The 25,355-nt window shown below is 39.5% G+C and carries 23 protein-coding genes; 7 read left to right on the forward strand and 16 right to left on the reverse strand.

What is annotated here, in order from left to right; genetic code table 11:
* Window positions 1-67: 67 nt before the first annotated feature.
* Window positions 68-511 (reverse strand): GNAT family N-acetyltransferase, encoded by a 444-nt coding sequence (locus tag ACFSGI_RS03600; protein ID WP_379282456.1) that lies wholly within the window; start codon window positions 509-511, stop codon window positions 68-70.
* 279 nt (window positions 512-790) lie between these two features.
* Between ACFSGI_RS03600 and ACFSGI_RS03605 the strand changes: the two genes are divergently transcribed.
* Window positions 791-2,506 carry a glycoside hydrolase family 13 protein gene (locus ACFSGI_RS03605; RefSeq protein ID WP_204826759.1) on the forward strand — a complete coding sequence of 572 codons (1,716 nt, stop codon included), beginning with the start codon at window positions 791-793 and terminating at the stop codon, window positions 2,504-2,506.
* Between the two features lie 116 nt (window positions 2,507-2,622).
* On the opposite strand, the gene ACFSGI_RS03610 is transcribed toward ACFSGI_RS03605, so the two are convergent.
* The 3 genes from ACFSGI_RS03610 to ACFSGI_RS03620 all read right to left on the reverse strand — a co-directional run bounded on the left by ACFSGI_RS03610 (window position 2,623) and on the right by ACFSGI_RS03620 (window position 5,557).
* Complete coding sequence (locus tag ACFSGI_RS03610; RefSeq protein ID WP_204826760.1) at window positions 2,623-3,591, reverse strand: aldo/keto reductase; 969 nt, start codon at window positions 3,589-3,591, stop codon at window positions 2,623-2,625.
* 59 nt (window positions 3,592-3,650) lie between these two features.
* Window positions 3,651-4,562, reverse strand: coding sequence for a helix-turn-helix domain-containing protein (locus ACFSGI_RS03615; RefSeq protein WP_204826761.1), 912 nt, complete (start codon window positions 4,560-4,562; stop codon window positions 3,651-3,653).
* Window positions 4,563-4,765: 203 nt separating this feature from the next.
* On the reverse strand, window positions 4,766-5,557 hold the full coding sequence (locus ACFSGI_RS03620; RefSeq protein ID WP_204826762.1) for a GNAT family N-acetyltransferase: 792 nt from the start codon (window positions 5,555-5,557) through the stop codon (window positions 4,766-4,768).
* A gap of 128 nt (window positions 5,558-5,685) precedes the next feature.
* Here ACFSGI_RS03620 and ACFSGI_RS03625 point away from each other — a divergent pair, with 128 nt between their 5' ends.
* From ACFSGI_RS03625 to ACFSGI_RS03635, 3 genes are all read left to right on the forward strand, one after another.
* Window positions 5,686-6,894 carry a cytochrome P450 gene (locus tag ACFSGI_RS03625; protein WP_204826763.1) on the forward strand — a complete coding sequence of 403 codons (1,209 nt, stop codon included), beginning with the start codon at window positions 5,686-5,688 and terminating at the stop codon, window positions 6,892-6,894.
* 197 nt (window positions 6,895-7,091) lie between these two features.
* On the forward strand, window positions 7,092-8,063 hold the full coding sequence (locus ACFSGI_RS03630) for a nuclear transport factor 2 family protein (RefSeq protein ID WP_204826764.1): 972 nt from the start codon (window positions 7,092-7,094) through the stop codon (window positions 8,061-8,063).
* 280 nt (window positions 8,064-8,343) lie between these two features.
* A complete protein-coding gene (locus tag ACFSGI_RS03635; protein WP_204826765.1) occupies window positions 8,344-9,288 on the forward strand; it encodes an AEC family transporter in 945 nt (314 codons plus the stop codon).
* Between the two features lie 77 nt (window positions 9,289-9,365).
* On the opposite strand, the gene ACFSGI_RS03640 is transcribed toward ACFSGI_RS03635, so the two are convergent.
* Both ACFSGI_RS03640 and ACFSGI_RS03645 read right to left on the reverse strand, forming a co-directional pair.
* Window positions 9,366-9,983 carry an NUDIX hydrolase gene (locus tag ACFSGI_RS03640; RefSeq protein WP_204826766.1) on the reverse strand — a complete coding sequence of 206 codons (618 nt, stop codon included), beginning with the start codon at window positions 9,981-9,983 and terminating at the stop codon, window positions 9,366-9,368.
* A gap of 40 nt (window positions 9,984-10,023) precedes the next feature.
* Window positions 10,024-10,623, reverse strand: a complete 600-nt coding sequence (locus tag ACFSGI_RS03645) for a histidine phosphatase family protein (protein ID WP_204826767.1) — start codon at window positions 10,621-10,623, stop codon at window positions 10,024-10,026.
* Window positions 10,624-10,957: 334 nt separating this feature from the next.
* On the opposite strand from ACFSGI_RS03645, the gene asd reads away from it, so the two are divergent.
* Window positions 10,958-11,794 (forward strand): archaetidylserine decarboxylase, encoded by an 837-nt coding sequence (asd, locus tag ACFSGI_RS03650; RefSeq protein ID WP_204826768.1) that lies wholly within the window; start codon window positions 10,958-10,960, stop codon window positions 11,792-11,794.
* A gap of 477 nt (window positions 11,795-12,271) precedes the next feature.
* Here the strand turns inward: asd and ACFSGI_RS03655 are convergent, their stop codons facing one another.
* Together ACFSGI_RS03655 and pdxR are read right to left on the reverse strand one after the other, a co-directional pair.
* Window positions 12,272-13,057, reverse strand: coding sequence for a helix-turn-helix domain-containing protein (locus ACFSGI_RS03655; RefSeq protein ID WP_204826769.1), 786 nt, complete (start codon window positions 13,055-13,057; stop codon window positions 12,272-12,274).
* A 109-nt stretch (window positions 13,058-13,166) separates the two neighbouring features.
* On the reverse strand, window positions 13,167-14,726 hold the full coding sequence (gene pdxR, locus ACFSGI_RS03660) for a MocR-like pyridoxine biosynthesis transcription factor PdxR (protein WP_204826770.1): 1,560 nt from the start codon (window positions 14,724-14,726) through the stop codon (window positions 13,167-13,169).
* A 114-nt stretch (window positions 14,727-14,840) separates the two neighbouring features.
* Here pdxR and ACFSGI_RS03665 point away from each other — a divergent pair, with 114 nt between their 5' ends.
* Window positions 14,841-15,458, forward strand: a complete 618-nt coding sequence (locus tag ACFSGI_RS03665; protein ID WP_204826771.1) for a pyridoxamine 5'-phosphate oxidase family protein — start codon at window positions 14,841-14,843, stop codon at window positions 15,456-15,458.
* Between the two features lie 193 nt (window positions 15,459-15,651).
* Entirely contained in the window at window positions 15,652-16,950 is a 1,299-nt protein-coding gene (locus ACFSGI_RS03670; protein ID WP_204826772.1) for an aminotransferase class I/II-fold pyridoxal phosphate-dependent enzyme, read from the forward strand.
* 156 nt (window positions 16,951-17,106) lie between these two features.
* On the opposite strand, the gene ACFSGI_RS03675 is transcribed toward ACFSGI_RS03670, so the two are convergent.
* From ACFSGI_RS03675 to ACFSGI_RS03710, 8 genes are all read right to left on the reverse strand, one after another.
* Window positions 17,107-17,811, reverse strand: a complete 705-nt coding sequence (locus ACFSGI_RS03675) for an ABC transporter ATP-binding protein (RefSeq protein WP_204826773.1) — start codon at window positions 17,809-17,811, stop codon at window positions 17,107-17,109.
* The gene (locus tag ACFSGI_RS03680; RefSeq protein WP_204826774.1) at window positions 17,808-18,611 is read right to left on the reverse strand and encodes an ABC transporter ATP-binding protein; all 804 of its coding nucleotides are present in this window, start codon (window positions 18,609-18,611) and stop codon (window positions 17,808-17,810) included. The genes ACFSGI_RS03675 and ACFSGI_RS03680 overlap by 4 nt, the downstream gene beginning before the upstream one ends.
* A 65-nt stretch (window positions 18,612-18,676) precedes the next feature.
* A complete protein-coding gene (locus tag ACFSGI_RS03685; protein ID WP_204826775.1) occupies window positions 18,677-19,945 on the reverse strand; it encodes a branched-chain amino acid ABC transporter permease in 1,269 nt (422 codons plus the stop codon).
* 9 nt (window positions 19,946-19,954) lie between these two features.
* Entirely contained in the window at window positions 19,955-20,941 is a 987-nt protein-coding gene (locus ACFSGI_RS03690; protein WP_204826776.1) for a branched-chain amino acid ABC transporter permease, read from the reverse strand.
* Between the two features lie 132 nt (window positions 20,942-21,073).
* Window positions 21,074-22,285: a branched-chain amino acid ABC transporter substrate-binding protein gene (locus ACFSGI_RS03695; RefSeq protein ID WP_204826777.1), complete on the reverse strand. Its 1,212-nt coding sequence runs from the start codon at window positions 22,283-22,285 to the stop codon at window positions 21,074-21,076.
* 489 nt (window positions 22,286-22,774) lie between these two features.
* Window positions 22,775-23,368 (reverse strand): TetR/AcrR family transcriptional regulator, encoded by a 594-nt coding sequence (locus ACFSGI_RS03700; protein WP_379282465.1) that lies wholly within the window; start codon window positions 23,366-23,368, stop codon window positions 22,775-22,777.
* A 129-nt stretch (window positions 23,369-23,497) separates the two neighbouring features.
* Window positions 23,498-24,649 carry a YhgE/Pip domain-containing protein gene (locus ACFSGI_RS03705; protein ID WP_204826779.1) on the reverse strand — a complete coding sequence of 384 codons (1,152 nt, stop codon included), beginning with the start codon at window positions 24,647-24,649 and terminating at the stop codon, window positions 23,498-23,500.
* Between the two features lie 250 nt (window positions 24,650-24,899).
* Entirely contained in the window at window positions 24,900-25,172 is a 273-nt protein-coding gene (locus ACFSGI_RS03710) for a DUF6809 family protein (RefSeq protein ID WP_204826780.1), read from the reverse strand.
* Window positions 25,173-25,355: the final 183 nt, after the last annotated feature.

The raw sequence follows: 25,355 nt of genomic DNA on the forward strand, positions 1-25,355 counted from the left end.
CATGAACATCCTCTCTATACATATAGATATGATTATTCTGATATAGACACGTTTCTATGCTAATGACTTACAACTTTTTGACAAATCCAGTGGACAGTCCTGCAAATCCTAATTTGCGATAAAAAGCATGTGCACCTTCACGCTCATCACGATTACCGCTATTGAGAGCGATCGCTTGAGCACCGACGCTACCTGCCCATCCTTCGGCTGCTTGTATCAAAGAATGACCTATCCCTGCTCCACGATATTGCTCATCAACGACTAATGAGCCGATGCGGACATGTACTCCATCTCGTTCAAAACGCAGTTCACGAATCAATCCAATCATACCGACCACTTGTTCTTCTATTTCGGCTACGTATATTTGATAATCTTCATGTTGCTCTAATGCATCGATTCTTATTTTGAACACTTCTTCTGTAGTCGGGTAGCCTAATTGTTCCATTAATCCTACTAATGGCGTGATATCTTGTTGATGGGCTTCACGAATAACAACGGTGTGATTGTTCATGATAGCAAGCTCCTTTAGATAAATTATGTATTTGTTAGCAGTGTAGCAGATCCTTGAAATGATCACAATAAATACACTTTCAGAGGATCGATTCAGTGATAATGCTCTATTTCGTTTTCGTCAGTGACTAAATTGGATAAAAGTAAAGTAGAGATATCGCGTACATCGCAATACTTAGAAGAATAAGCTGTTATATTCTGCTTGAACGCCAAAACGTCTAGCCCCTTATTGATTATTTACAATAAACACATACTCAGCTTGCAGATGGAGGAACCAACGATGATACGCAAATGGTGGAAAGAAAATGCAATTTATCAGATTTATCCAAGAAGTTTTAAAGATTCTAACGGTGATGGGATCGGGGATTTTCAAGGTATTATTTCCAAATTAGATTATTTGCAAGAATTGGGGATCGGAGCGATCTGGCTTTGTCCTATTTACGAATCTCCTAATTTTGATAATGGTTATGATATCAGCAATTTCCAAGCAATTATGAAAGACTTCGGAACGATGCAAGATTTCGATGAATTTATGCGTGAAGCTCATGAACGAGGAATTAAAGTAGTGCTAGATATGGTGTTAAATCATACATCGGATAAGCATGATTGGTTTGTCGAATCACGTTCTTCTATTGATAATCCAAAGCGAGATTATTATATCTGGCGTAAAGGAAAACATGGCGGCTATCCGAATAACTGGGAGTCATATTTTAGCGGTTCAGTCTGGGAATATGATCAAGAAACAGAAGAATACTATATGCACCTCTATGCTCGTCAACAGCCTGATCTGAACTGGGAAAACAAAGAAGTCGTCAATGAGTTACACGATATGATTCGCTGGTGGATGGACAAAGGTGTCGATGGATTCCGTCTGGATGCGATTGCGCATATTGTCAAAGCAGTAGGTCTACCGGATGCAGATAATCCACAAAACTTACCGGTGGTACAAGCTTTTCAATTTTTCTCCAATCTGGAAAAAGTGCATACTTTGCTTAAAGACCTAAATCAGCAAGTATTTGCAACACGCGATCTAATGACTGTAGGCGAGACATCCGGTCTTGGGCCTGAACAAGCATTAGAATACGTGGGAAATGAACGTCATGAACTGGATATGGTGTTCCAATTTGAACATATGCATCTGGATTGTGTAGGTACAGGAAGTTCCAAATGGGTAGGACGAAGCTGGAACTTATTAGATATCAAAAAGATTATGAGTCACTGGCAGACGGTTCTACATGGCAAAGGCTGGAATGCGAACTACTTCTCTAACCATGATCAACCAAGACATCTATCTCGCTTTGGGAATACAGGCGAATATCGCAAACAATCTGCCAAAATGTTAGCAACACTGATCCATTTACTACAAGGAACGCCTTATATCTATCAAGGTGAAGAGATTGGAATGACCAATGCCAGCTTCCAGCATATCGAAGATTACCGCGATGTAGAGACGATTAATTATTACAATATTTCGTTAAAAGAAGGCAAAACAGAAGAAGAGATTCTGAAAAATTTAGCTAGACGTAGTCGTGATAATGCTCGGACTCCGATGCAATGGGATAATACCACTCATGCTGGCTTTACCGATGGGAATCCCTGGATTCAAGTCAATTCAAATTATACGGATATCAATGTAGAACAAGCACTGAATGATCCTGATTCGATCTTTTACTATTACAAAAGTCTAATCGCATTACGCAAAAAATATCCGGTTGTGATCTACGGAGATTACCGTCTATTATGTGCGTTGCATCATCAAGTGTATTCATTTATACGTAGTTATGAAGGTACAGAATTAATGGTAATTATGAATTTCTTCGATGATGAACCTACATTTGAATTATCTGAACGTATAAGTGATGAAGGATGGGAACTGGTATTGTCTAATTATAAAGATCATGAACACCATCAACTTCATTCGTTACCACTACGTCCGTATGAGACAAGAGTGTATTATAAAGATACTCCATCTGTGTTGCCTAAAGCGACTCATTAATATCATACAAAAGACAGAATCTATACGATGATATAACCCAATTCTAGCAAGCAAAAAAGAGCGCCTTTAGTATAAGCGCTCTTTTTGTTTTCTCGATTTCAAATCCATCATTTTATTTAGATATTTAACCCTTTCATATGTGAATCATCGTAACGACCACCTTGAATAGCTGATCCCGGACTAACTGCTTCTATGCGTGCTAACTCATCTGGAGTTAATACAATATTGGCTGCTTCTGCATTTTCTTCTAGATAACTAATTCGTCTTGTTCCCGGAATAGGCAGAGCACCTTTAGCTATCGTCCATGCTAATGCCAATTGTGATGCTGTACAGCCTTTTTCTTTAGCCATTTTTAGAATTTCTTCAACAATGTCTACGTTTTGTTGGAAATTTTCTTTTTGGAATCTTGGTAAATTTCTACGTGCATCGTCCTCTGCAAGATCTTCAAATCGACGAAGTTCACCAGAAATGAATCCACGACTTAAAGGACTATACGCTACAAAAGTAATGCCTAATTCGTTAACAACAGGTAAAATGTCTGCTTCCACTTCTCTACTCCAAAGAGAATACTCTGTTTGTAGTGCAGAGATAGGATGTACCGCATGTGCTCTTCGGATCGTCTGTGCAGATGCTTCTGATAGTCCAAGATAACGGACTTTACCTGCTTGAACGAGCTCACTCATAGCTCCAACTGTTTCTTCAATAGGTACATTTGGATCTACACGATGTTGATAATAAAGATCGATATAGTCAATATTTAATCGACGCAAACTTTCGTCTACGGCTTTTTTCACATAATCGGGATGACCACTAATCGTCTGAAAATCAGATTGAAATGCAAATTTTGTAGCTACAATCGCTTGATCTCTACGTCCTTTTAAAGCTTTGCCGAGTAATTCTTCATTATGTCCATTTCCATAAACATCTGCTGAATCCAAAAGAGTCACACCAAGTTCTAATGCTCTATGAATCGTTTGAATCGACTGCTCATCGTTACTTTGACCATATATACCTGACATTCCCATAAGTCCCAAACCGATAGAAGATACTGTAATATCGCTATTGCCTAATTTCGTCGTTTTCATTATGATAAGCTCCTTTAATATTCTAATATATTTCGTGTCTATTCATAACTCCGATCCCATCAATGAAACGAACTTCTATATTCTAATGGCGATTGATCGGTTTTGCTTTTAAACCACTTACTGAATGACTGTGGATGTTCAAATCCCAACAAATACGAAATTTCACTGACTGATAATGTCGTTGTCACCAGGTAGTTTTTTGCTTTTTCAGTCAACTGATAATGAATATGTTTTTGTGCGCTTTGTCCTGTATATTTTCGCAACATATCACTCAAATAGTTTGCCGAGATATTTAATTGTTCCGACAGATACTGTACGGTTGGTAGACCATGTTCCTGTCCTAATTCATTGTCTAAATAGACTGTAAGTAAATTTTCTATTTTATCTACCAATTCCAGATTAGGCGTTTTGCGCGTTATAAACTGTCTGTTATAAAATCGGTTCGTATAATTAAGCAACACCTCAAGATGAGACACCATAACATCCTGGCTATAATTATCAATAGAGGCATGATATTCTTTTTTGATACTATCCATAATATTCAAGATCATACTTTCTTCTTTTTCTGATACATGTAATGCTTCATTTACATGATAGGAAAAAAAGCCATAATCTTTGATTTTTCGTCCTAATGGATAATTTCTGATGAAATCGGGATGAAAAGCCAAAAACCATCCTGTAATATTCCCTCTATGATCGTTGGTGAAAATTTGACCGGGCGACATTAACCCCATAATTCCTTCATCAAAATCGTAGTAACTCTGACCATATTTTATTTTGTTATCTACGTTTCTTTTCAAAGAAATAGTATACAAATTCATAGTCATTCGCACTGCATCATGATTGGTACGAGGAAGATCGTCTATTTTAAAAATACTAATTAAAGGATGTTCAGGTTTCGGAAGTCCCATATAATGGTGCTGTTCAGAAATAGAATTTATTTTGATAACGGGCAATCTTTCATCTGTCATACTGTTCTTCCTTTCGTATCCCTTTTTTAGTATTAATATACCCCTCCTTATAGTTAAACGTATTTATGTTGAATGTTTATATATTGATTGTATAGAGATAAATACATCAGTTGAATAATCGAATCCCTGATTATTGTAGTTAAATTGAAGATGTTGAATATTGTTATATAACAAAGAGCGCCTATCTTACAGGCGCTCTTTGTTTATTTCTCCAGCAATACACGATACCAATAACGATATATTTCTTCAAATCCTAGCTTACGATATAGCCCGATCGCGACTTCATTATGTTCACCTACATGCAGATAAGCATACGTTGCTCCTTGTTCTTTCGCCCATTGCATCAAATGATACAGCATAGCTCTTGCAAGACCTTGCCGTCGATATGCGGTACCTGTGATCACATCGTATATGCCCATATATTCACTATCAATAATCCCAATCGCACAAGCTACAGGTTGTTCCGCTTGATAGACTGTGATATACGCTTTGGGTAATGTATTTACATTCATCAGTTTGGCGATTGATTGACCTACTTGATCCGACCATTCTCCAAGCGCACTTGCTTGTCTAATCCATTCTTGACTCCACTGTTCTTGTATAGAAAATGTTAATTCCGATAAAGATTCTCCTTTAGAAGCTTTATATCGTTCTACCTCTTCATCGATCACTGCCAGCGACTTCAACTGTACACTGGTCTCGTCTTGAATCTGATAACTTCGTGTATTCAAAATCGTATCCAGTGTCGATGGTTGTGTAAAAGAAGTCATTTTAAATACAACAGGTAATTGTGCTTGATGATACTCTGCTTCACAATAAGCGATCTGTTCACCTAGTGTCATTGCTGTTTCTACATAATGCAAAGGGCTAACCGAATTGGAACGTTTACTATAGCCATCAGAAAGACGTAGATTCCATCCATTGACCTGTTTGCTCTGTAGCGCAGGCCATGTCTGTAGTGAACTTTGCTCTATTTTTTCCCACAATCTATTCATATCTCGCACATCCTTTAACTGTATGTATGAATCACAGAAAATTACAAAATTTGTATCTTGGCACAAGTACGTTTATAATAAAGAAAGAGTTTTATATGTAAATAAATATATAAAGGTGGAGGAATATCATGAATCAAGCTACCAAGAAATATGCTAACTACATTCCTATACGAGAACTGGCAGCGATTGAAAGTCAGTTATCTCCTTTTACCGTTTATGATGAAATGCGCGAACAGACCCCTGTTCGGTATGATGAAAATCGCAAATGCTGGGACGTTTTCCGTTATGAAGATGTTCAATATGTGCTGAAAAATCCAAAATTATTCTCGTCTCAACGTAATCGTGCCAACGAGAGTATGTTGACAACCGATCCACCCAAACACAAACAACTACGTGATTTAGTCAATCAAGCGTTTACTCCACGTGCGATAGAAGCTTTGGCTCCACGTATTCAAGAAATTGCCGATGATCTGCTTTCTTCTCATCTGGCAAAAGGACAGATCCGTATGGTGCATGATCTCGCTACACCGCTTCCAGTGATCGTGATTGCTGAATTAATCGGTGTACCTACATCAGATCGTGATAAGTTTAAAGAATGGTCAGATGTACAGGTGAAAGGCGCTAGAGATGATAGCGATGAAGCTTTCCAAGAATTGATGGCGGAAAAAGCTAAAAATCATGAAGAATTGTCTAATTATTTCACTGCTATTATGGAGCACCGTCGTGTACAGCCTGAAGACGACTTGATTTCATTATTATTAGCAGCCGAGATTGACGGTCAGAAATTAACAGATAAAGAAATCGTCGGCTTCTGCATTCTGTTGCTAGCAGCAGGTAATGAAACGACTACAAATCTGATTACGAATGGCGTTCGGATTCTAGCGGAACAACCTCAATTGCAACAGCAATTACGTGAACATCCAGAAATGATCCAGACGGCTGTCGAAGAAACTTTGCGTTATTATCCACCGATTGTAGCTATCGGACGTGTTGCCAAAGAAACCGTTGAACTAGGTGGACAGACGATCCAAGCAGGAGATCAAGTGATCTCATGGGTCGGCTCAGCCAATCGAGATGAACAGAAATTTGCAGATGCAGATACATTTGTCCCGAACCGCAAGCCTAATCAACATATGGGATTCGGATTTGGGATTCACTTCTGTCTTGGTGCTCCTCTTGCTCGCTTAGAAGGTAGAGTCGTATTGCAGACCTTATTAAATCATATGGAGCATATTCAACTTGTTCCTGATACGACATTGCAACCGATTCAAAGCGCTTTCGTATTTGGAGTGAAAGAATACCCTGTTACATTCACACCACGCAATGTAAATGAATAGAAGCATTATATACGAAGTGCCACTTCATCGTCTACCTGACATGAAGTGGCCTTTTTTGTTGTTAATACAAGCTTTTTTGTTGTTTCTACAAGTATGTAATCGCTTCAAAGTAAAACTTGCACACATGTAACTATATAAGTTACAATCATTCCATCCATACCGGATACAAGATCATTTTATACAAAGGAGTGTTATTCATGATGAAGAAAACAAGTACATTAGCAATCAGTTTCACATTAGTATCTGCCCTTGCGATTACAGGTGTTCAGGCGAGTCCACTTGCAGGATCAAAAGAGAATACATGTACCTCTTCCCCTGTCAAAATGTCTTCTACCAGTGCTACAACGACTAGCACGACTACAGCGAAGTCTACAGAAGCTCAACTGGCTAAAAACAAAAAACTTGTACTCAACATGTACAAAGATGTTTTCAACGATCATGAATTGAACAAAACGAGTCTGTATATTGCTTCTAATTATAAGCAACACAATCCTTTAGCGGCAGACGGTCGCCAAGCGTTTGTTACCTTTTTTGGATCATACCTCAAGCAAAATCCAAATTATAAATCTGAAGTAAAACGCATTATTGCGCAAAATGATCTGGTTGTTGTGCATAATCATGTGACAACAGGAGCGAAAGATCGCGGCAGTTCTGTAGTCGATATTTTCCGTATCAAAAACAACAAAATTGTCGAGCACTGGGATGTTTTTCAACCGGTTCCTGCCAAGTCTGCCAATACCAATACGATGTTCCCTGCTAAAGGCACACCTGTAGAAGTTACTCCACTTAGCCCAAGCGAAGTGAATGCCAATGCCAAAATGGTCAGAACATTCTATGATGATTTATTTAACAAACACGATGTCTCTGTAATTAATAAATATATTGCTGAAGATTATATTCAACATAATCCTACTGTACCTACAGGCAGAGAACCTTTAAATCAATTTGCTTCATTTTTACAATCTAACAAAAATAGTAGCAACAAAATTATTCGTGTCATTGCAGAAGGCGATATTGTTGTTCTGCATAGCTGGAGTCGTATGGATAAAAATGATCGCGGTTCTGCGGTAGTCGATATTTTCAGAGTAGCTGATGGTAAAATTGTAGAACACTGGGACACTATCCAAGCTGTACCTGAAAAATCTGCTAACAAAAATACAATGTTTTAAGTTGTCTCTGATCTATACTCTACATCTATAACCTTCGCTTACTTGGTTAAGTGTTATTGGGAACATACAAAAGCCACTTCATTTATGCGATAGATAGAAGCATAACGAAGTGGCTTTTGTGTGCCTACATCTATTTTATGTATCGAATAATATCACTATAATCAATAAACAAATAAACACTAATAGGTACAGGCTATAAACGAATAGGATATACATATTTGACGCAGAGTACATTCAGACGTAAATTGGTAACATCGTACTTGGAAAGGATGAATACCATTTGATTATGAATCTGTTACATACGTTGTATCAAGTTTTTTTGCCGATCTCGCTACCTGTTATTGGTGGTATTCTGCTCAAGCGATTTCGCAATCTAGATAGTAAGCCGATTGCTACGATGTCTCTTTATGTATTAACGCCAGCGATTGTTTTTAATACTTTATTGCATGCGGATATCTCAATACAAGATATTGGTACTACGATTAGTTTTTCATTATTAAGTCTTGTGTTACTATGGGCGATTGCTATCGGGCTAAGTCGTATCTTACGATTGAATCAAGAAGAACAAGCCGGTCTGACGCTTATTTCTACATTTACGAACTGTGTGAACTATGGTCTACCGTTAGTGCTACTGGCTTTTGGACAATTGGGATTAGATAAAGCATCGGTCTATGTCATTGGACAAATGATTATAGTGAATACAGTCGGGGTATTTTTTGCAGCCCGCTCTCAATTTTCAGTAAAGCAAGCAGGAATGGCTATTTTTCGACTACCAGCAATCTATGCTACTGTGATTGCTATTCTGTTACGGGTAACTGATCTTTCATTACCGGGTGCGCTTGATTCTGGATTTGCGATGTTAGCAGCAGCTTATTCACCTGTAGCACTTGTAGTTCTAGGCACACAAATGATTACGATGGGCACTACAAGCTCTACGATCCCTGCTGAACGCACAATATCATCGAGCAACAGAGCATTCTGGGCAGGCATAAGTATTCGTCTCGTAGGCGCTCCATTGCTTTCATGGCTATTGTTAACGTTGTTGCATGTAGAAGGAATATTATTTAGTGTATTGCTGATCCTTACATCGATGCCAACCGCAGTCAATGCGGTTATTCTGGCAGGACAATTCAATGCGGCTCCCAAGCTTGTCTCGCGTTGCATTCTTTGGACAACACTAGCTTCATTTATCGTGATGCCGGTATTGATCGTCTGGTTACAATAATGATCTGAAGATTGTTATCGTAGCTAGACTTGTCCTAGCGTTGTCTTTTTTTAAAATGACAAATACATTATCTGTTCTCAATCGCAAAATACCGTTTTGTGTGGACTGCTGATACTCTCAAACATTTTCAAAACTTGCTCTTTGGTATTGCGTTCTACCGATAAAGGTGGTAATTCATGAGCACCGAAAAATCCTACTTCGGATGTCTCATCCCCTATCGTTGCTTCTCCGCCAACTATCCGGCACAAAATAAAAAATTTGTATACATGCCAGGGAGAAGGTGGATGATCATAGAAATTTTTATCAGCGACACCAAGCAGACGCACAGCTTCTACATCGAAGCCAGATTCTTCTTTTGTTTCTTTAACTGCAATCTGCTTGGGCGATAATCCTATATCTCCCCATCCACCTGGTAATGCCCATGCCCCATCTTGCTTTTCACGTACCATCAAGATGTTATCATTTTGAAAAACAACAGCCCGAATATCGACTTTGGGCGTTGCATACCCTGTCTCATTCGCAAAAAGCTTTTGCACTTTCTCCACTTCTACATCTGTATACTGATGCATAATCTCTACACTAAGTTCGCGTAACTGTTGGAAACGTTCAATATCGTACATGTCTTTAGAGTATTCTAGTCCTGCTTGACTGATCGCTTGAATCTGTTTTGCCCATTCTAGCCATTTTAATTGCATGATTATAATCTCCTTTGATTACAAACGATCTGTACCTATTTTAGTCCAATGCTTCTGCTTCAGAAGGTAGTAAATGTTGAGTACAATTGTATAACTCGCAACTCCACACATGATCTTCATTACAGTGTACAACAGTCATCGACATATTTTCCAGTCCATGCCATTTCGGTTCATCTGCCAAAATCCGATTCAATACATGGTTGAGTAATACTCCATGACTTACAATCAGAATACGCTCATTTGGATATAGACTTACCAATTCTTCCAGACAACTTACTCCACGTGCTGCTCCAGACTCGGGCGTTTCCAATCCAAGATCTTGATTTTTCCAGTCTTCTCCCCAGCGTTCGATACGATCTGCTTGCGTTGTTCCCTCAATTAGACCTCCATCCAATTCACGTAGCCGAGGATCAGAACTAATCTGCAACTCTCCACCTTCTGCTATCGCTTGAGCCGTCTGCTGTGCACGAATTAGATCGCTTGCATAAATACGATCCCACGATTCTGTTTTGATTCGTTTGCCTAATTGATAAGCTTGTGCCCAACCACCTGCATCTAGTGGAATATCTGAACTTCCCTGTGCTCTGCCTTCTTTATTCCAAATAGTACTTCCATGTCTTATCAATCCAAATGTAGTCATTGTTATTCCTCCATTCACGTACTTACTTCTGTGTGATTCAACATATCATTCTTTATATAGCAAATGGTACGATTATCAATTGTGATCTTTCTATTTTATCACTGTTAGGTGACGATTCGTAGGCTGATTTTAGATACGATCCTGTCACATTTGATTCAAACCATTGATTTCATGTGTTATATATGGCAATATAACGTAGCGAACCAACGAGCGTTATCTTCCAGTAATTTAACTAATAAAAAGCAGTTTTTGATTGACTGATAGTCGCGCTTATCACAATGAAGCGCTCAATCGTATGTGTTTTCCCGAATGTAGAAAGGGGTTCAACTTTATTATGGCCAACACAGTGTTTCGCCTGATGACCGAGTTATCTTCACGCAAGTGGGTTTCGCGGCTTACAGGAAGCTTCGCTAAATCACGGGCCAGCCGGACATTTATCCCGAAATTTATCCAGGCATACCATATTCCAGCCGAAGAAGCCGAAAAAAACATACAAGATTATAATAGCCTTAATGAATTTTTCACACGTCGACTTCGCCCTGGAATGCGTCCGATTGATACTGATCCGATGTCGCTTGTGAGTCCGGTCGATGCTGTGATTACAGCAATGGGTCCACTTCAGAACAATTTAATTCCACAAGTGAAAGGTCAAGATTACTTGCTGGAAGAACTACTTAATTATTCTCCACGTATGGAGTCGTACAAAGATGGATATATGTTTGTGTTGTATTTAAGCCCTACGGATTATCATCGTATTCATTCACCTGTAACCGGTAGACAGACCGAGTCAGAGCATATTCCCGGCAAAGTCTATCCTGTGAATGACAAAGGTATGACCTTTATGCGTTCTGTGCTTAGCCGCAATGAACGATTAATCACTTATATGTCTCATGATTGTGGTGAAGTGGCTGTTGTCAAAGTAGGTGCGCTCAATGTAAGTAGTATTCAATACGCTGATCCTGAACGTACGTCATGGCAAAAAGGCGACGAACTGGCTTATTTTGAATTTGGTTCAACCGTTGTTTTACTAGTTCAACAAGGCACATTTGTAGCGAATGAACAATTACAGATTGGTAGTAAAGTGAAAATGGGAGAACGTCTGGGTACACTGGTCGATTTGCAAGCTACTCGTCCTTATCGTCGCGTAACTCCAGAAACAGTTCAATCTTAATCATATGAATTCATGTCTGTAAAGAGAAGAATAGAAAGACAGCCCTATTTGAAAGTATTCTTTCAAGCAGGGCTGTCTTTCTATCATCTGATCAACCGATAACGATTGAGGTATGCTATATATAGTAGATTGCCGAATACACATTCAACAAACTTCGTATAAGTTTAAAAGAACGACCTAAGTATATACCTTGTTATTAAAACCACGATTCTGTAAGAGTAGTGGACATTTTAAATCGACGCAGCCGATTACGAAAAATGTTTTTACCTGCTGTAGATGAACCGCCTCTGTTACGAATCCGCTGTCTAAAACGCATTTTCTGTAGACCTCCTTCCATTTACATTACGTTAACATGACAAGTATTACCCGTTGACAATTATTGTGAAACAATCAGAAATCAAGGGTATCCCTATCTTAAATCAAGCATAATGTAAAATGCAAAGTTTACAGAAGAACTTCAATACTGCTCTATCCTAACTATCTAATCTCAGAAGGGCTTTTACCGGTATACTGCTTAAATTGACGACTGAAAAAGAAGATATCACGATATCCTAGTGCATCTGCCACTTCAGTGACATTCATTCCTGTGTAGACTAACAAATGCTCTGCTCGTTCGATTCGCATTTTGATAATATAGGATTGGACTGATACACCGATTAACTCTTTAAATTTGATCGAAAAATATCGTGGTGACAATCCAGCTCGTGAAGCCAAATCTTCTACTCGATGAGCCAGACTGGGATGTTGACGAATATAGTTAGCAATCTCCTGTACGACCTCGCTAAGTTGATTACTGACTTTGCGTTCTACCGGTTCACGCTGATCTTCGCGTAGCAAATGGATCATTAACTGCTTCAAAATCAACTTCGCTTCTTCTTCTGCGGCAAAAGCTTGTTCAAGAAACAATCGTACATACCGTACCAACATATATTCAAAATCTATGCGTTCTTCTAATTTGCGATAACGTACAGGTATCATGTGTGCTGGTTCTGCAATATCAAAATGAATATACGTAAGAACTAGCGGCTTTTGCGGATTGTGTGTCGCTGTTGTCTCATCTCCCGGGTAAAACAAAAAACAACTGCCTTGACTGATCGGATAAGGTTCACCGTTCAGAATTAATTCTCCTTCACCGCTCCACACATAGAATAAATCATAATTAGGCATCGGTTTTTCACGTTTGGGCCAACGCCATTCCGGTTCACAAAAGATTTTAGCAAAAGCTGGTTTTAGTATAAATGAAGAAGGTGACAAATTCAGCATCACTCAACCCTCCTTAATTTTTATTTGATCTATAGCTATATTAAATCCTAACAACAGATGATATAGCTTTTCTTTATATTGACCAAAAAGTCGGTAACCGTCAATCATTCTATTGCATACGATCCCATGACTCACGTAGACGTCGAATCCCTTCAATAATCTGAGATTCAGGTAAATAAGCGAAAATAAAACAAGCAGATGGTACTGTAGGCACAATCTGATAGGTAGCGGCATCACGCCAGACTACACCATGATGACGAGCATTATTCATCCAATCGCTATACTTAGCAGGTTCGTGCTTCCATGTGGCATAAGCATGCAATCCGCAATCCGTTTGTTGCCAGTGAAACAGTTCATCCAGATTATAGTCTTGCACCGCTTGTTGAAAAACATCATAACGTGAGCGATAGATTCGATTCATACGACGCAAATGTCTTACATAATCACCACGAATCATAAATCGTGCTAACGCTCTTTGTTCTAGTCTAGCAGGTGGCAGTGGATCATAGATGCGTTTGGCAGCAGTAAGCGCTTGTGCAAGTACAGTCGGTAAAATCGCATATCCGAGACGCAGACTGCTGAACATACTTTTGGAAAAAGAACCGACATAGATTACACAATCGGTATCGTCTAATGCTTTGAGCGGTTCAATCGGACGCCCAGACCAGCGAAATTCACTGTCATAATCATCTTCGATAATCCATGCTCCACGAGACCTTGCCCATTGTAAAATATGTTGACGACGCGCCAGTGGCAATATAGATCCGGTTGGAAATTGACGCCCGGGTGTTACAAATAATAGTTGAGCATTCCAATCTTCTGGAATAATGCCATGCTGATCTAGTGGAGCCGGTTCGATCTGTCCTCCGCATGCAGTAATGGCACGTCTTATGCCCGAATAACATGGATTTTCCAAAATGACGGTATCTTGTTCATTGATCAACAACTGACACAGTAATGCAATTACTTCCATAGAACCGCTACATAACACTACTTGTTCAGGAGTCGCTGTAATTCCTCTTGTTCTACCTACATGGTTGCAGATTGCTTCACGTAACCAGGGATCACCTTGAACAGTCGCTATATTGGAATCAAGCGCTGATTTTTGCACATCTTTACCTGCGGCAGATAATGCACTTTTCCACGAAGTCTGCGAATTGCCTTCTAATATAATTTCTCCTGATCGAAAAGAAATCATTTCAGATGATATATCAATAGCGCTCATTTGTTGATATTGAGACTTCGCTAGATGCTCTTCGGAATACGCTGAATCTGGTATATACGTTCGAGAGTCTTTGATTTCTTGTTCAATCTGAATAACCCGTTGTCCCCATACTGATAAAGGAGGCAAAGGTGCTGGTGTATTGGATATATTGTGTGCTTGGTTCTGAACTCCTTTAGTAGAAGGAGATAAAAGAGATTGCTCGATCACAAATGTTCCTTTACCTACAGCAGATTCAATATATCCTTCAGCCAGTAACATGTCATATGCTTCGGATACACTTCCACGTGATAACCCGTACATCGTAGCTAGATCACGAGTAGAAGGTAAACGTGTTCCACTCGCCAGCGATCCATTCAGAATACCTTCTCGCAACGCATGATATAACGCTACATATTTATGGGGATATTGCTGAATAGCACGCTGATAAGCAATCGTAATATCCATCGTATTCTCCTTTATTGGACTACTTGTTTTCATGCAAATTGGCTCTTTTGACTAATCCAATTGTAGCATATGCTGAAACAAATAGATGGTCAATAGAGAAAAGGAGAGATACATATGAGACGCAAAGAATTTACGATTGAGGAAGAACAAGAATTAGCGTTATTTTTGGAAGAAATGAGTTTTGGATTTCTGGGGATGAGTCATGAAGATGGATTTCCGCGTGTGATTCCACTCAATTTTGCTTATGGCAACGGAGTATTTTATATTCATGGTAGTCGTGCAGGAGAAAAGATAAAATTGCTTAAAAATGATAATCAGGTGACATTTTCAGTAGCTAAAGAATATGCACTGATTCCTTCTTACTTTACCGATGCTGAAATGGCATGTCCGGCTTCTGCCTTTTTCAAAAGTGTTACGGTACGTGGTCATGCAGAGTTAATTACTGATCTGGAAGAAAAAGCAGATGCCTTTTCGATCTTTATGCACAAGCTTCAACCTGAAGGTGGTTATGATACGATTGATGCTAATGATCCGCGTTATATTCCACGTCTAAACGGAGTCGCTTTGATCAAAATTGTCCCGCAGGAGTGGACAGCCAAATTCAAATTCGGTCAAAATGCTAAAGAAGAAGAACGTCAACATATTATAGATGGATTACAAAAACGAGGTCTTGATGATGATCTCACCACAATCGAAATGATGAAAAAATACTGTCCACATCACCAAAGTTAAGTAGGATTGGACGGTATCCTATAAGATTCACATCATATTCACAACTAACCTATCAAATTTCACTTCCTGAACGGTGACACTTCAACGCTAAAAATGATATACTAGGGCAGCAGAAATCAGGCGAACTTCTACTGTTCCATTATCATCAGGTGCGGCTGATTCATTATTTAACAGACCTGGAAGGATGAAAACGATGAACCCACTGGCTGGACAATTGAACGAGAAACTAAAAACAGATAGCCCTCATATTTATGAAATGCTATCGACTCTTGGCAGAGAGATTTATTTTCCTAAAGAAGGTATATTAAGCCAATCGGCAGAAGCATCAAGCCAGGCTAAAAAATATAATGCAACGATCGGAATTGCAACTGAAAATGGTGGACCGATGCATTTGAAGGTATTGCAAGATTCGCTGTCTGCTTTTGCTCCTAAAGATTTGTATCCTTATGCTCCACCTGCGGGCAAACCAGAACTTCGCGGTGTATGGCGTGAGAAAATGATCAAAGATAATCCTTCATTACAAGATAAAAAATTCAGCAATCCTATCGTTACTAATGCGTTGACTCATGGTCTGAGTATTGTAGCAGATCTATTCGCAGACGTAGGCGATGCTGTTATATATCCAGATAAAAACTGGGAAAATTATGAGCTTACTTTCGCGGTTCGTCGCGGAGCTGAGATCATCACGTATCCATTATTTACAGCAGAAATGACATTTAACAGCGATGGTTTACGAGATGCTCTACTCGCGCAAAAAGAAAAAGGTAAAGCGATCGTAGTCCTGAACTTCCCTAACAACCCGACAGGTTACACACCAAGTGTAGCCGATGGTAAAAAAATCGTGGTTGCTATCAACGAAGCTGCGGAAGCAGGAATCAATGTAGTCGTGGTGACAGATGATGCGTATTTCGGATTGTTTTTCGAAGATTCTTTGCATGAATCATTATTCGGTTCATTGCTTGACTTGCACCCACGTATTTTACCGATCAAAGTCGATGGCGCGACTAAAGAAGAATATGTATGGGGATTCCGCGTTGGCTTTATCACCTATGGCGCGCAAAATACAGAAGCGATTGTAGCTCTAGAACAAAAAACACTGGGTATTATCCGTGCAACCATTTCTAGCGGCCCGCATCCATCGCAGACGTTTATTTTAAAAGCGTTGCAAGATCCACATTTTGAAGCGCAAAAAGAAGAAAAGTTCCAAATCATGAAAGGCAGAGCGAATAAAGTCAAACAATTGCTCGATACTGATCAATATCAGGATGCATGGGAATACTATCCGTTCAACTCGGGATACTTTATGTGCCTTAAATTGAAAGATGTATCTGCAGAAGACGTTCGTCTACGCTTACTACGTGAATACGAAGTAGGTACAATCGCTCTTGGCGCACATGATCTTCGCGTGGCTTTCTCTTGTATCGCTGAAGAATATTTGGAAGACCTGTTCAACTTGATCTACCAAGCAGTCCAAGATGTGAAAAAAGGCTAATTCATTTCAATCTAACTTCTATAAGCAAAAAAGCTCCTGTCGAGATCACTACACGACAGGAGTTTTTTTACTTTTATCAATACATACTAACATCAATGATAATAAAAAATGTATTTTCGGTAGTAGCTATACTCCCCATTTTCAAAGCCTATGAACTTATGCCAAATAAGCTTCCCTTACCTGATTATTCGTCAGAAGTACTTTCGCATCATCCTGTAGAATAATCTCTCCCGTCTGAATCACATACCCCCGATGGGCAATCTGTAAGGCTTGATACGCATTTTGCTCTACCAGTAGAATGGTCATCCCCGTATCATTCAACTCCTGAATAATCTCAAAAATCTGATCTACCAATACCGGAGCAAGACCCATTGAAGGTTCATCTAACAGCAAGATTTTGGGATTCATCATCAATCCTCTAGCAATCGCAAGCATCTGCTGTTCACCACCACTCATCGTGCCACCTGTCTGATGATAACGCTCTTTGAGTCGTGGAAAATAAACAAATGACTTTTCGATTCGTTCTTTGATCAGCTTTTTGCTTTTGACCGAAAAAGCACCCATTTCTAAATTTTCTTTTACCGTTAAGCGCGGGAAAATACGTCGCCCTTCCGGTACATGAGCAATACCACTTTGCGCTATGACATGCGGTTCAAGCGAAGTGATTTTTTTGCCATCAAACCAGATTTCACCTTTGGTCTGCACCTGTCCACAGATACACTTGAGTGTGGTCGATTTGCCAGCACCATTGGAACCGATCAAAGTCACAATCTCGCCTGCATTCACTTCCAGATTGATTCCTTTTAACGCTTGAATACCGCCGTAAAAAGCTTGTACATTTTTTAGCTCAATCAGACTCATATCTGTATCTCCTCCTCGACCGCACTTTTACCGAGATACGCTTCAATCACTTTCGGATTCGAACGAATATCTTCCGGCCCACCTTCAGCAATTTTTTCCCCATGATCCAGTACGAGAATATGATGCGATAATTCCATCACTAATTTCATATCATGTTCAATCAAAATAATCGAAATATCCAACTCTTGCTGGATACGGCGGATCAATCCTGTTAATTCAGACGTCTCGCGTGGATTCATGCCTGCGGCAGGTTCATCTAACAGTAATACTTTGGGCTTGGCGGCAAGTGCGCGGGCAATTTCTAATCGCCGCTGTGCGCCATATGACAGACTGCTTGCTTCTTCGTTATACCATTCTGCCAGACCTACATACTCCAGCAATCGATATGCTTCACGTTGGGAATCATGTTCTTCATGACGGACACGAGGCAAATTGAGTAGCGTACCGATAATCCCTGTTTTCAAATGAATATGCATACCCACCTGCACATTTTCAAGTACAGTCATACTGCCGAATAAGCGAATATTTTGAAATGTACGAGCAATGCCACGACTGGTGATTCGATCAGGCTTACTATTCACAATCGATTCTCCGTCCAATTCAATATTGCCTTTATCCGGTACATATATCCCTGTAATCATATTAAAAAAAGTAGTTTTACCTGCTCCATTTGGCCCGATTACTGCTGAAATCTGCCCTTTCGGAAAATCAAAATTTACTCCATTTACAGCCGTTAAGCCACCAAAGCGTTTGAGCAGATTTGTTACCTTTAATACACTGTGATCGGGTAAGTCACTCATCTTGATGCTCCTTTCTACTTCGCTAGTATCAGATCGCTCTCTATATTTAGGTTGTACAATTCACTTTAATCGGGTTGTACTTCTGACTTGGACACCGGTGGAGATGGATCTTGCACCGCTTCTTTGGGAAGTTTGCGATTTCTAGCAGCAATTAATCCATTCGGGCGGAAAATAGCGACCAGAATCAAGATCATACCGAAAATAAAACGTTGCATTTTAGAAGGAGATAACGCATTGGGCACTTCCAAAATTCCCTGTTGAGATAATTGACTGAGCCAGCTTGTAAATTCGGTCAACACCTGCAAATTCAGAATCGTGACCAGACTCGCTCCTAAAATCACACCCGGTACACTACCCATTCCACCCAGCACAACCATCACCAGAATCGTAATCGACTCAATCAAGGTAAAGCTAGTTGGATCAATAAAGGTCTGCTTGGCAGCAAATACCACACCCATCATTCCTGAAAAAGAAGCACCGATGGCAAAAGCCATCAACTTGGTACGGATCAAAGGAATCCCCATCGACTGCGCAGCAATTTCATTTTCACGTACCGCTTTCCAAGAACGCCCTAGACGTGAATGTTCTAACCGCCTTACCGCGAAGATAACAATTAACAGTATCCCAATCACAATAAAATAAAATTGATGAGGAAATGTAAATTGAAAGCCGAACAAATCCGGCGGTTGAATCGAAGACAAGCCCATCGCACCATTGGTGATATTGACCGGCTTTTCTAAATTATTAAAAATAATTCGAATAATCTCCCCGAATCCAAGTGTCACTATCGCTAAATAATCACCTTTGACACGTAGCACAGGCAGACCGAGCAATATACCGAAGATGCCTGCAATAAAACCTCCGATAAGAATAAAAATCCAGAAGCTTTCACCGGATAATGGAAACAGTTCGCCTGAGATAAAATTATTGGCTTGCCCTGTCGCAAAAATGCCGTATGTATAGGCGCCTACAGCAAAAAAAGCAATAAACCCCATATCCAACAATCCTGCAAATCCTACTACAATATTTAGTCCGAGCGCCATCGCTACATAGATACCGCACTGAGTAGCCACTTCCATATACGATTCACGCGACGTACCGCCTGAAGTTGCGAATGGAATCACAATGACCAGTAGAAATACTGCAATACTCCATTTCATCCCATTGGTAAATGATGTATAGTACAACAGCAACAGCGAAGCTAGCATCAATAGAAAGGCAGTGACCGAACGGTCGATCAAATAGACAGCGCCTGCGGTAACAAGTATAAATGCAGCTAATAGTAATCCTTGTGCAAGTTTATTGGCTTGCAACATCGTTTGTAACTTTCCCATCGGTTTCACCTACACTTTCTCTTTGATTGCTTTGCCGAATATACCCTCCGGTTTGAAGATCAGTACAATAATCAGAATCATAAAAGCAAATACATCTTTATACTCTGCTCCAAAATTACCACCTGTCAAAATGCCTAGATTCGATGAAGCAAACATTTCAAGTACACCCAGTACAATTCCGCCGAACATCGCTCCACGAATATTTCCGATTCCTCCAAGCACAGCCGCTGTAAACGCTTTGAGGCCCAAAATAAAACCAATATACGGATCGATTGTTCCATACTGTTGTGCAAATAATACCCCTGTTGATCCACCGAGAGCAGAACCGATAAAGAATGTTAGCACAATCACTTTATTCACATTAATAGACATCAGTGAAGCGGTCTCCCGATCTTGCGCGACTGCACGCATCGCGCCGCCCCATTTGGTGCGATTCACAAAAATATCGAGTCCAATCATTAACAAGATTGCAATTACAAAAATAAACAATGTATTCGCTTTAACTGAAGCATCAGTAAACCAACTGGATATCGAAGAAAGAGGCAATTGATAACGCTGATCAAATAACTGCGGTGTGCTAATAATATAGTTACCTGTTTTGAGTTCAGCGATAAATCGAATCACATCTTGCAACACAAATGAGACTCCAAAAGCAGAGATCAATAAGATTAACTTGGGCGCTTTGCGTAACGGTCGATAAGCGACCCTTTCAATCCCGACACCAAGCGCACCTGTAACGAGCATCGCGATTAGAATAATAAGCAGATACGATAACCATGCCGGCATACCCGTTAACCAACCTGCCCCCTGAAAGCCAAACAAAACCGCAGTCCCTACAAAAGCACCGGTCATAAAAATCTCACCATGCGCAAAGTTAATTAATTCGAGAATACCGTATACCATCGTATAACCCAGTGCTACTACAGCATAGATTGCACCTAGCGCCAGACCATCGATCAATACTTGAGGTAAAGTCTGCAAAATACTTGAGAACATTCAGTTACTCCCTTCATACGCTCATTCGTCATTTCGCTACAGGATGATATTGCAAAAATACTCTAAAACAAAAGCCAAAAGATGTGTATAGCACAGCACATACCTTTTGGCTTTTGTTTGGAAAAGAATTGCTTATTTCGCAGGTTGAGCAATCTCTGCTTCGAGTGATCCTGGATACGTAGCGTCAGCGAATTTGTAAATAAAGACTTTCGCATACGCATTATCTCCGATATCATCAAAGCTTACTTTGGTCGCTACGCCTTCAAAATCTTTGGTCGCACGCACAGCGTCTCGTACTGCATCCCGAGCAGGCGCTTCTGTCCCTGAACCCATCGCTGTTTTGATCGCTTCTAACATCACACTCATCGAATCATACGCATAGACAGAATACCCTTCTGGATTTTTACCAAATGCTTCTTTATAACGTGCTGTCCATTCTTGTCCGTCCGGTAATTTGCTGATATCTCCAGCTACCGAACTGTACAATGCTCCTTTAACATCAGCGCCAGCAATATCCACTAACCCTGAAGAATCCAGTGCATCTCCGCCCATAATCGGAGCGGTAATTCCTTTATCACGAGCTTGCTTAATCAACAGACCTGCTTCTGCATACAATCCGCCAAAAAATATAAAATCGGGCTTTTGGGTAGCCGCAATATTAAGTACACCGTTAAAATCTTTTTCACCGACGGTTATGCCTTCATAGCCAGAAATCGTAGCTCCTTGAGCTTGAGCGGCATCACGAAAAGCTTCCGCCAATCCCTGACCGTAAGCTGTTTTGTCTTGTATAATAAAAATGTTTTTGGCTCCTGCCGTTTTAATAGCATATTCAGCCGCGGCTGGCCCTTGAAAATCATCGCGTGCCACGACACGATTGACTACTTTGAGTTTGCGATCGGTTAATTCTGTAGCGGTACTTGCTGGGGAGATCATCGGAATATTGTATTTTTCGTAGACAACAGAGGAAGGAATAGATACGCCGGAGTTGAGATGCCCAATAACGCCTAATACTTGCTGATCAGCTCCGATCAATTCAGCATTGGCTACGCCTTTTTTGGGATCACCTTGATCATCATAAGGAACCAGTTCAAGTGAATATCCTAATTTGGTAAACTCTTCTTTGTGATCTTCCATCGACATCTGAGCGCCAAGCTTAATCGCTTCGCCCTGAATAGAACTACCACCGGATAATGGAGATTGTGTAGCAATTTTGATCACTTTACCACCTGTACTTGCAGTCGAACTACCAGTTGAACCTGAAGAACTTGTTGCTCCATTTCCACATCCTGCTAGTAATCCTGTAATCAATGCTACAACCATCAATCCATTCCACTTGCTTCTCATCATAATCCCCCTTTAATAATGTCAACTTTAGTAACACATTAAATTAACTATATTTCCTATTTCTTACATCAGTATAATGATATCCATTATATTATTCAATTAGAATTTATTTCTTCTAATACCAAATAACATAAAAAATATTATATTTTAACTGATTAAAGCTTATTATACTGTTAATTTTTAGGTTATCAATACTTATTTTAATATTTTTAACTGATTTATAAATATAATAGTTATTATTTCCTAGATTATTTTATTATTTTACATGTGTTAGTTTTAAGAACATAAAGTCTTTTTCATAGTATAAATACAATAAAATTCATCATTTAATGTTAATTTATATAACATTTAATAAAAAAGAAAAAGCCAGCAAATTACTTCATCTTCGTTCTATCCAAAGATAAAATAAATGCTGGCTTCCCTGTAAAATGACTTCATAAATAATTACTTCAGTCACTTAACAACTTGAGTTTTTTCGCATTTGGTAACTTACTTATTATCGATTTGTTCAACTGTACAACCTAATCCACGCAAAATATAAACAATCATTTCTTGTAGTGGATCGCCTTGTTCTACCAACTGAATATCTAATAAGGTTACTATCGTTAATGACTTCGCTTCATTACTGCCAAATAAAATGCTACCCATCACCTGCAAAAAGGTATGATCAATCGAGTGAAAATGAAATACTCCTTGCTCCCGACCTGCTTCTAGATAATGACGAAGCAACAACCATACCGGAAGAGTATACTTTTGAATAATATCGATCCGCGAGGAATGTAGCGTAAATTCTTGATGTACAATATCTGAAATCTCAGGATCAGATTTGCAAAAGTGATACATCTGTTCAATCAGTCGCTTCATCCCTTGAATAGGGTCCACTTCTTCATAGCGAAGCTGTTCTGAAAATACGGGAATTGGAATAAACTCCTGCAACATCGCTTCGAATAAAGGCTCTTTCCCACCATAATAGTAGGACACTAGAGAGATATTCGCATTCGCTTCTTTACAGATTTCTCGTACCGAAGTTGCTTCAAATCCTTTGGTTGCTGCCAATTTTTTGGTTGCTTGCAAAATTCTCATTTTAACATGGTCTTCACCTTTATCCACCACGTTCACTTCCCTGCCTTTGATTGCTATCGCTAGAAATCATCCGTATCTCCATGATGCGGAATAGTAATCTTTTCCAGCCATACTGTCTTTATCATATCATCAAGACTCGGCTATCGCTACCAATGGAGAGACAGGCATTTTGTCTTTGCGTAGTGCAGTGGCAATTCCAATAATAAGAAGAGCAACAATCATAATACATACCAGTGCCAGACAATCTTTGCCTACACCAGTACCGCCGAATAATAGATTCATTAATCCCTGTACAGCATATGTCGCTGGAAACGCAGACCCGATCCACTGGTAAAAGTCTGGCAGTAATTCACGCGGCATCATCGCTCCAGAAGACACCAATTGTACCGATAAAATCAAAATATTAAACAACATTCCTGCCATATCGAATACAAATAAAAACATCTGTGCTACGAGCATAAAGGTTAGCAAGAATAACGCTTGAAAACCCCATAACGCCATAAATCCATGTCCCAACTGCCCACCGAACAATGCCACAAGCGAAGTCCCTACCAGTGACACCACAATCGAAGCACCTGCGGTCACTAACAAACGAACCGACATGCGTGACCAACGTCCGAACCGACTTGCCAGTGCTTTCGACGAAATCTGGAAGTTTTGTCCCATAATCATTGCCCCAACATAAGAAGCAAGGATCATCATCATTGGCACCATCTGGTTGTTCATCCCTTGTATAGGATTAACCGACTGAATATCAGATACGACACGCTGAGACATCATCGTTGCCGCAGTTTGCGCTTGGTCATCAGCAAGTTGTCCAGCAAATACGCCTTTAAGTCCGCTTTCAACAGCGACTTTATTAACATTAGCAGTGACTTTATCTGCTATCGAAGTCATCATATTTTTGATCATAATCGGATTGGATTCATTAATAAAATAATGCAATTGTGCAGGATTCTGAGACTGTACAGTCGTTGCAAAATCGGCTGGAATATCAATAATCATCTGCACATCACGTTGTTGCAATTGTTGCTGTGCTTCCGCTAACGTCATTCCTGTTTTGACTCCAACAGGCAAAGACGATTGTAGACTGGTGATCAACTGATCGCCATATACTTTATCTTCATTCACAACAGCTACACTCAAGTGATCCAACCGATCTGTAATGCCTTGATAACCGGTCATCCACACAATTGTAAAAATAAGCTGAAACAAAATCGCTGTTGCAATCCCTACTTTGGTTGTAGGTAACTTCATAAATGCTGTAAAAATAGGTTTCATAATTCCTCCCGTATCGGCAATATGTACCGTATCTGTCTTTTCCCATATTTAAACAATCGTTTTAAACGACTGTTTGATAACTATAGATTTTGAAAACGATTACTGTCAATATTTATTTTAAATTTTAGATATGTAATGGATGAGGATAATAAAAAAGCATCTAGTGAGTTGCCCCAGATGCCTAGAAAAATATGTAATTCTATAAAGAGCATGTATATACTCCTCTACTATTTTTCAATCTGTACTGATCTTAACGTTCTTCTTTTAATACTTCTATCATCAATTCGCTACCTAATCGAAATCCATATGTAAACGAACCTGCACGATCCATACTATTCAACTGGTAATACAAGTCCCACATGATTTCCAGTTCTAACCATTCTTCTGGAGAAAGCTTCAATTTCCACTCTGCCATTTTAGCCGAGATTTGCTCACTGATCTGTGTATATTCTGCGCTCTGAGATACCGCTTTTTCATCTGGACGTAGGTTTCCATAGTAGATACTTTCTAACAGACTGCTCATGATTTTGTATCCTTTCTGTAGTTGATGATATCGATTGAATGTATTCTTTTAAATAAGTCAGAATCATCATATCCTACCAACCGAGCGAATCTAATGATTTATGCAAATTCGCATAATATTTAAGAACATTTTAAATGCTACAAAATTCATGAACTTTTTATATTAAATAAGAGTGACTACTTT

This window comes from Paenibacillus nicotianae (assembly GCF_042681745.1).
Classification (GTDB): Bacteria; Bacillota; Bacilli; order Paenibacillales; family Paenibacillaceae; genus Saccharibacillus; species Saccharibacillus nicotianae.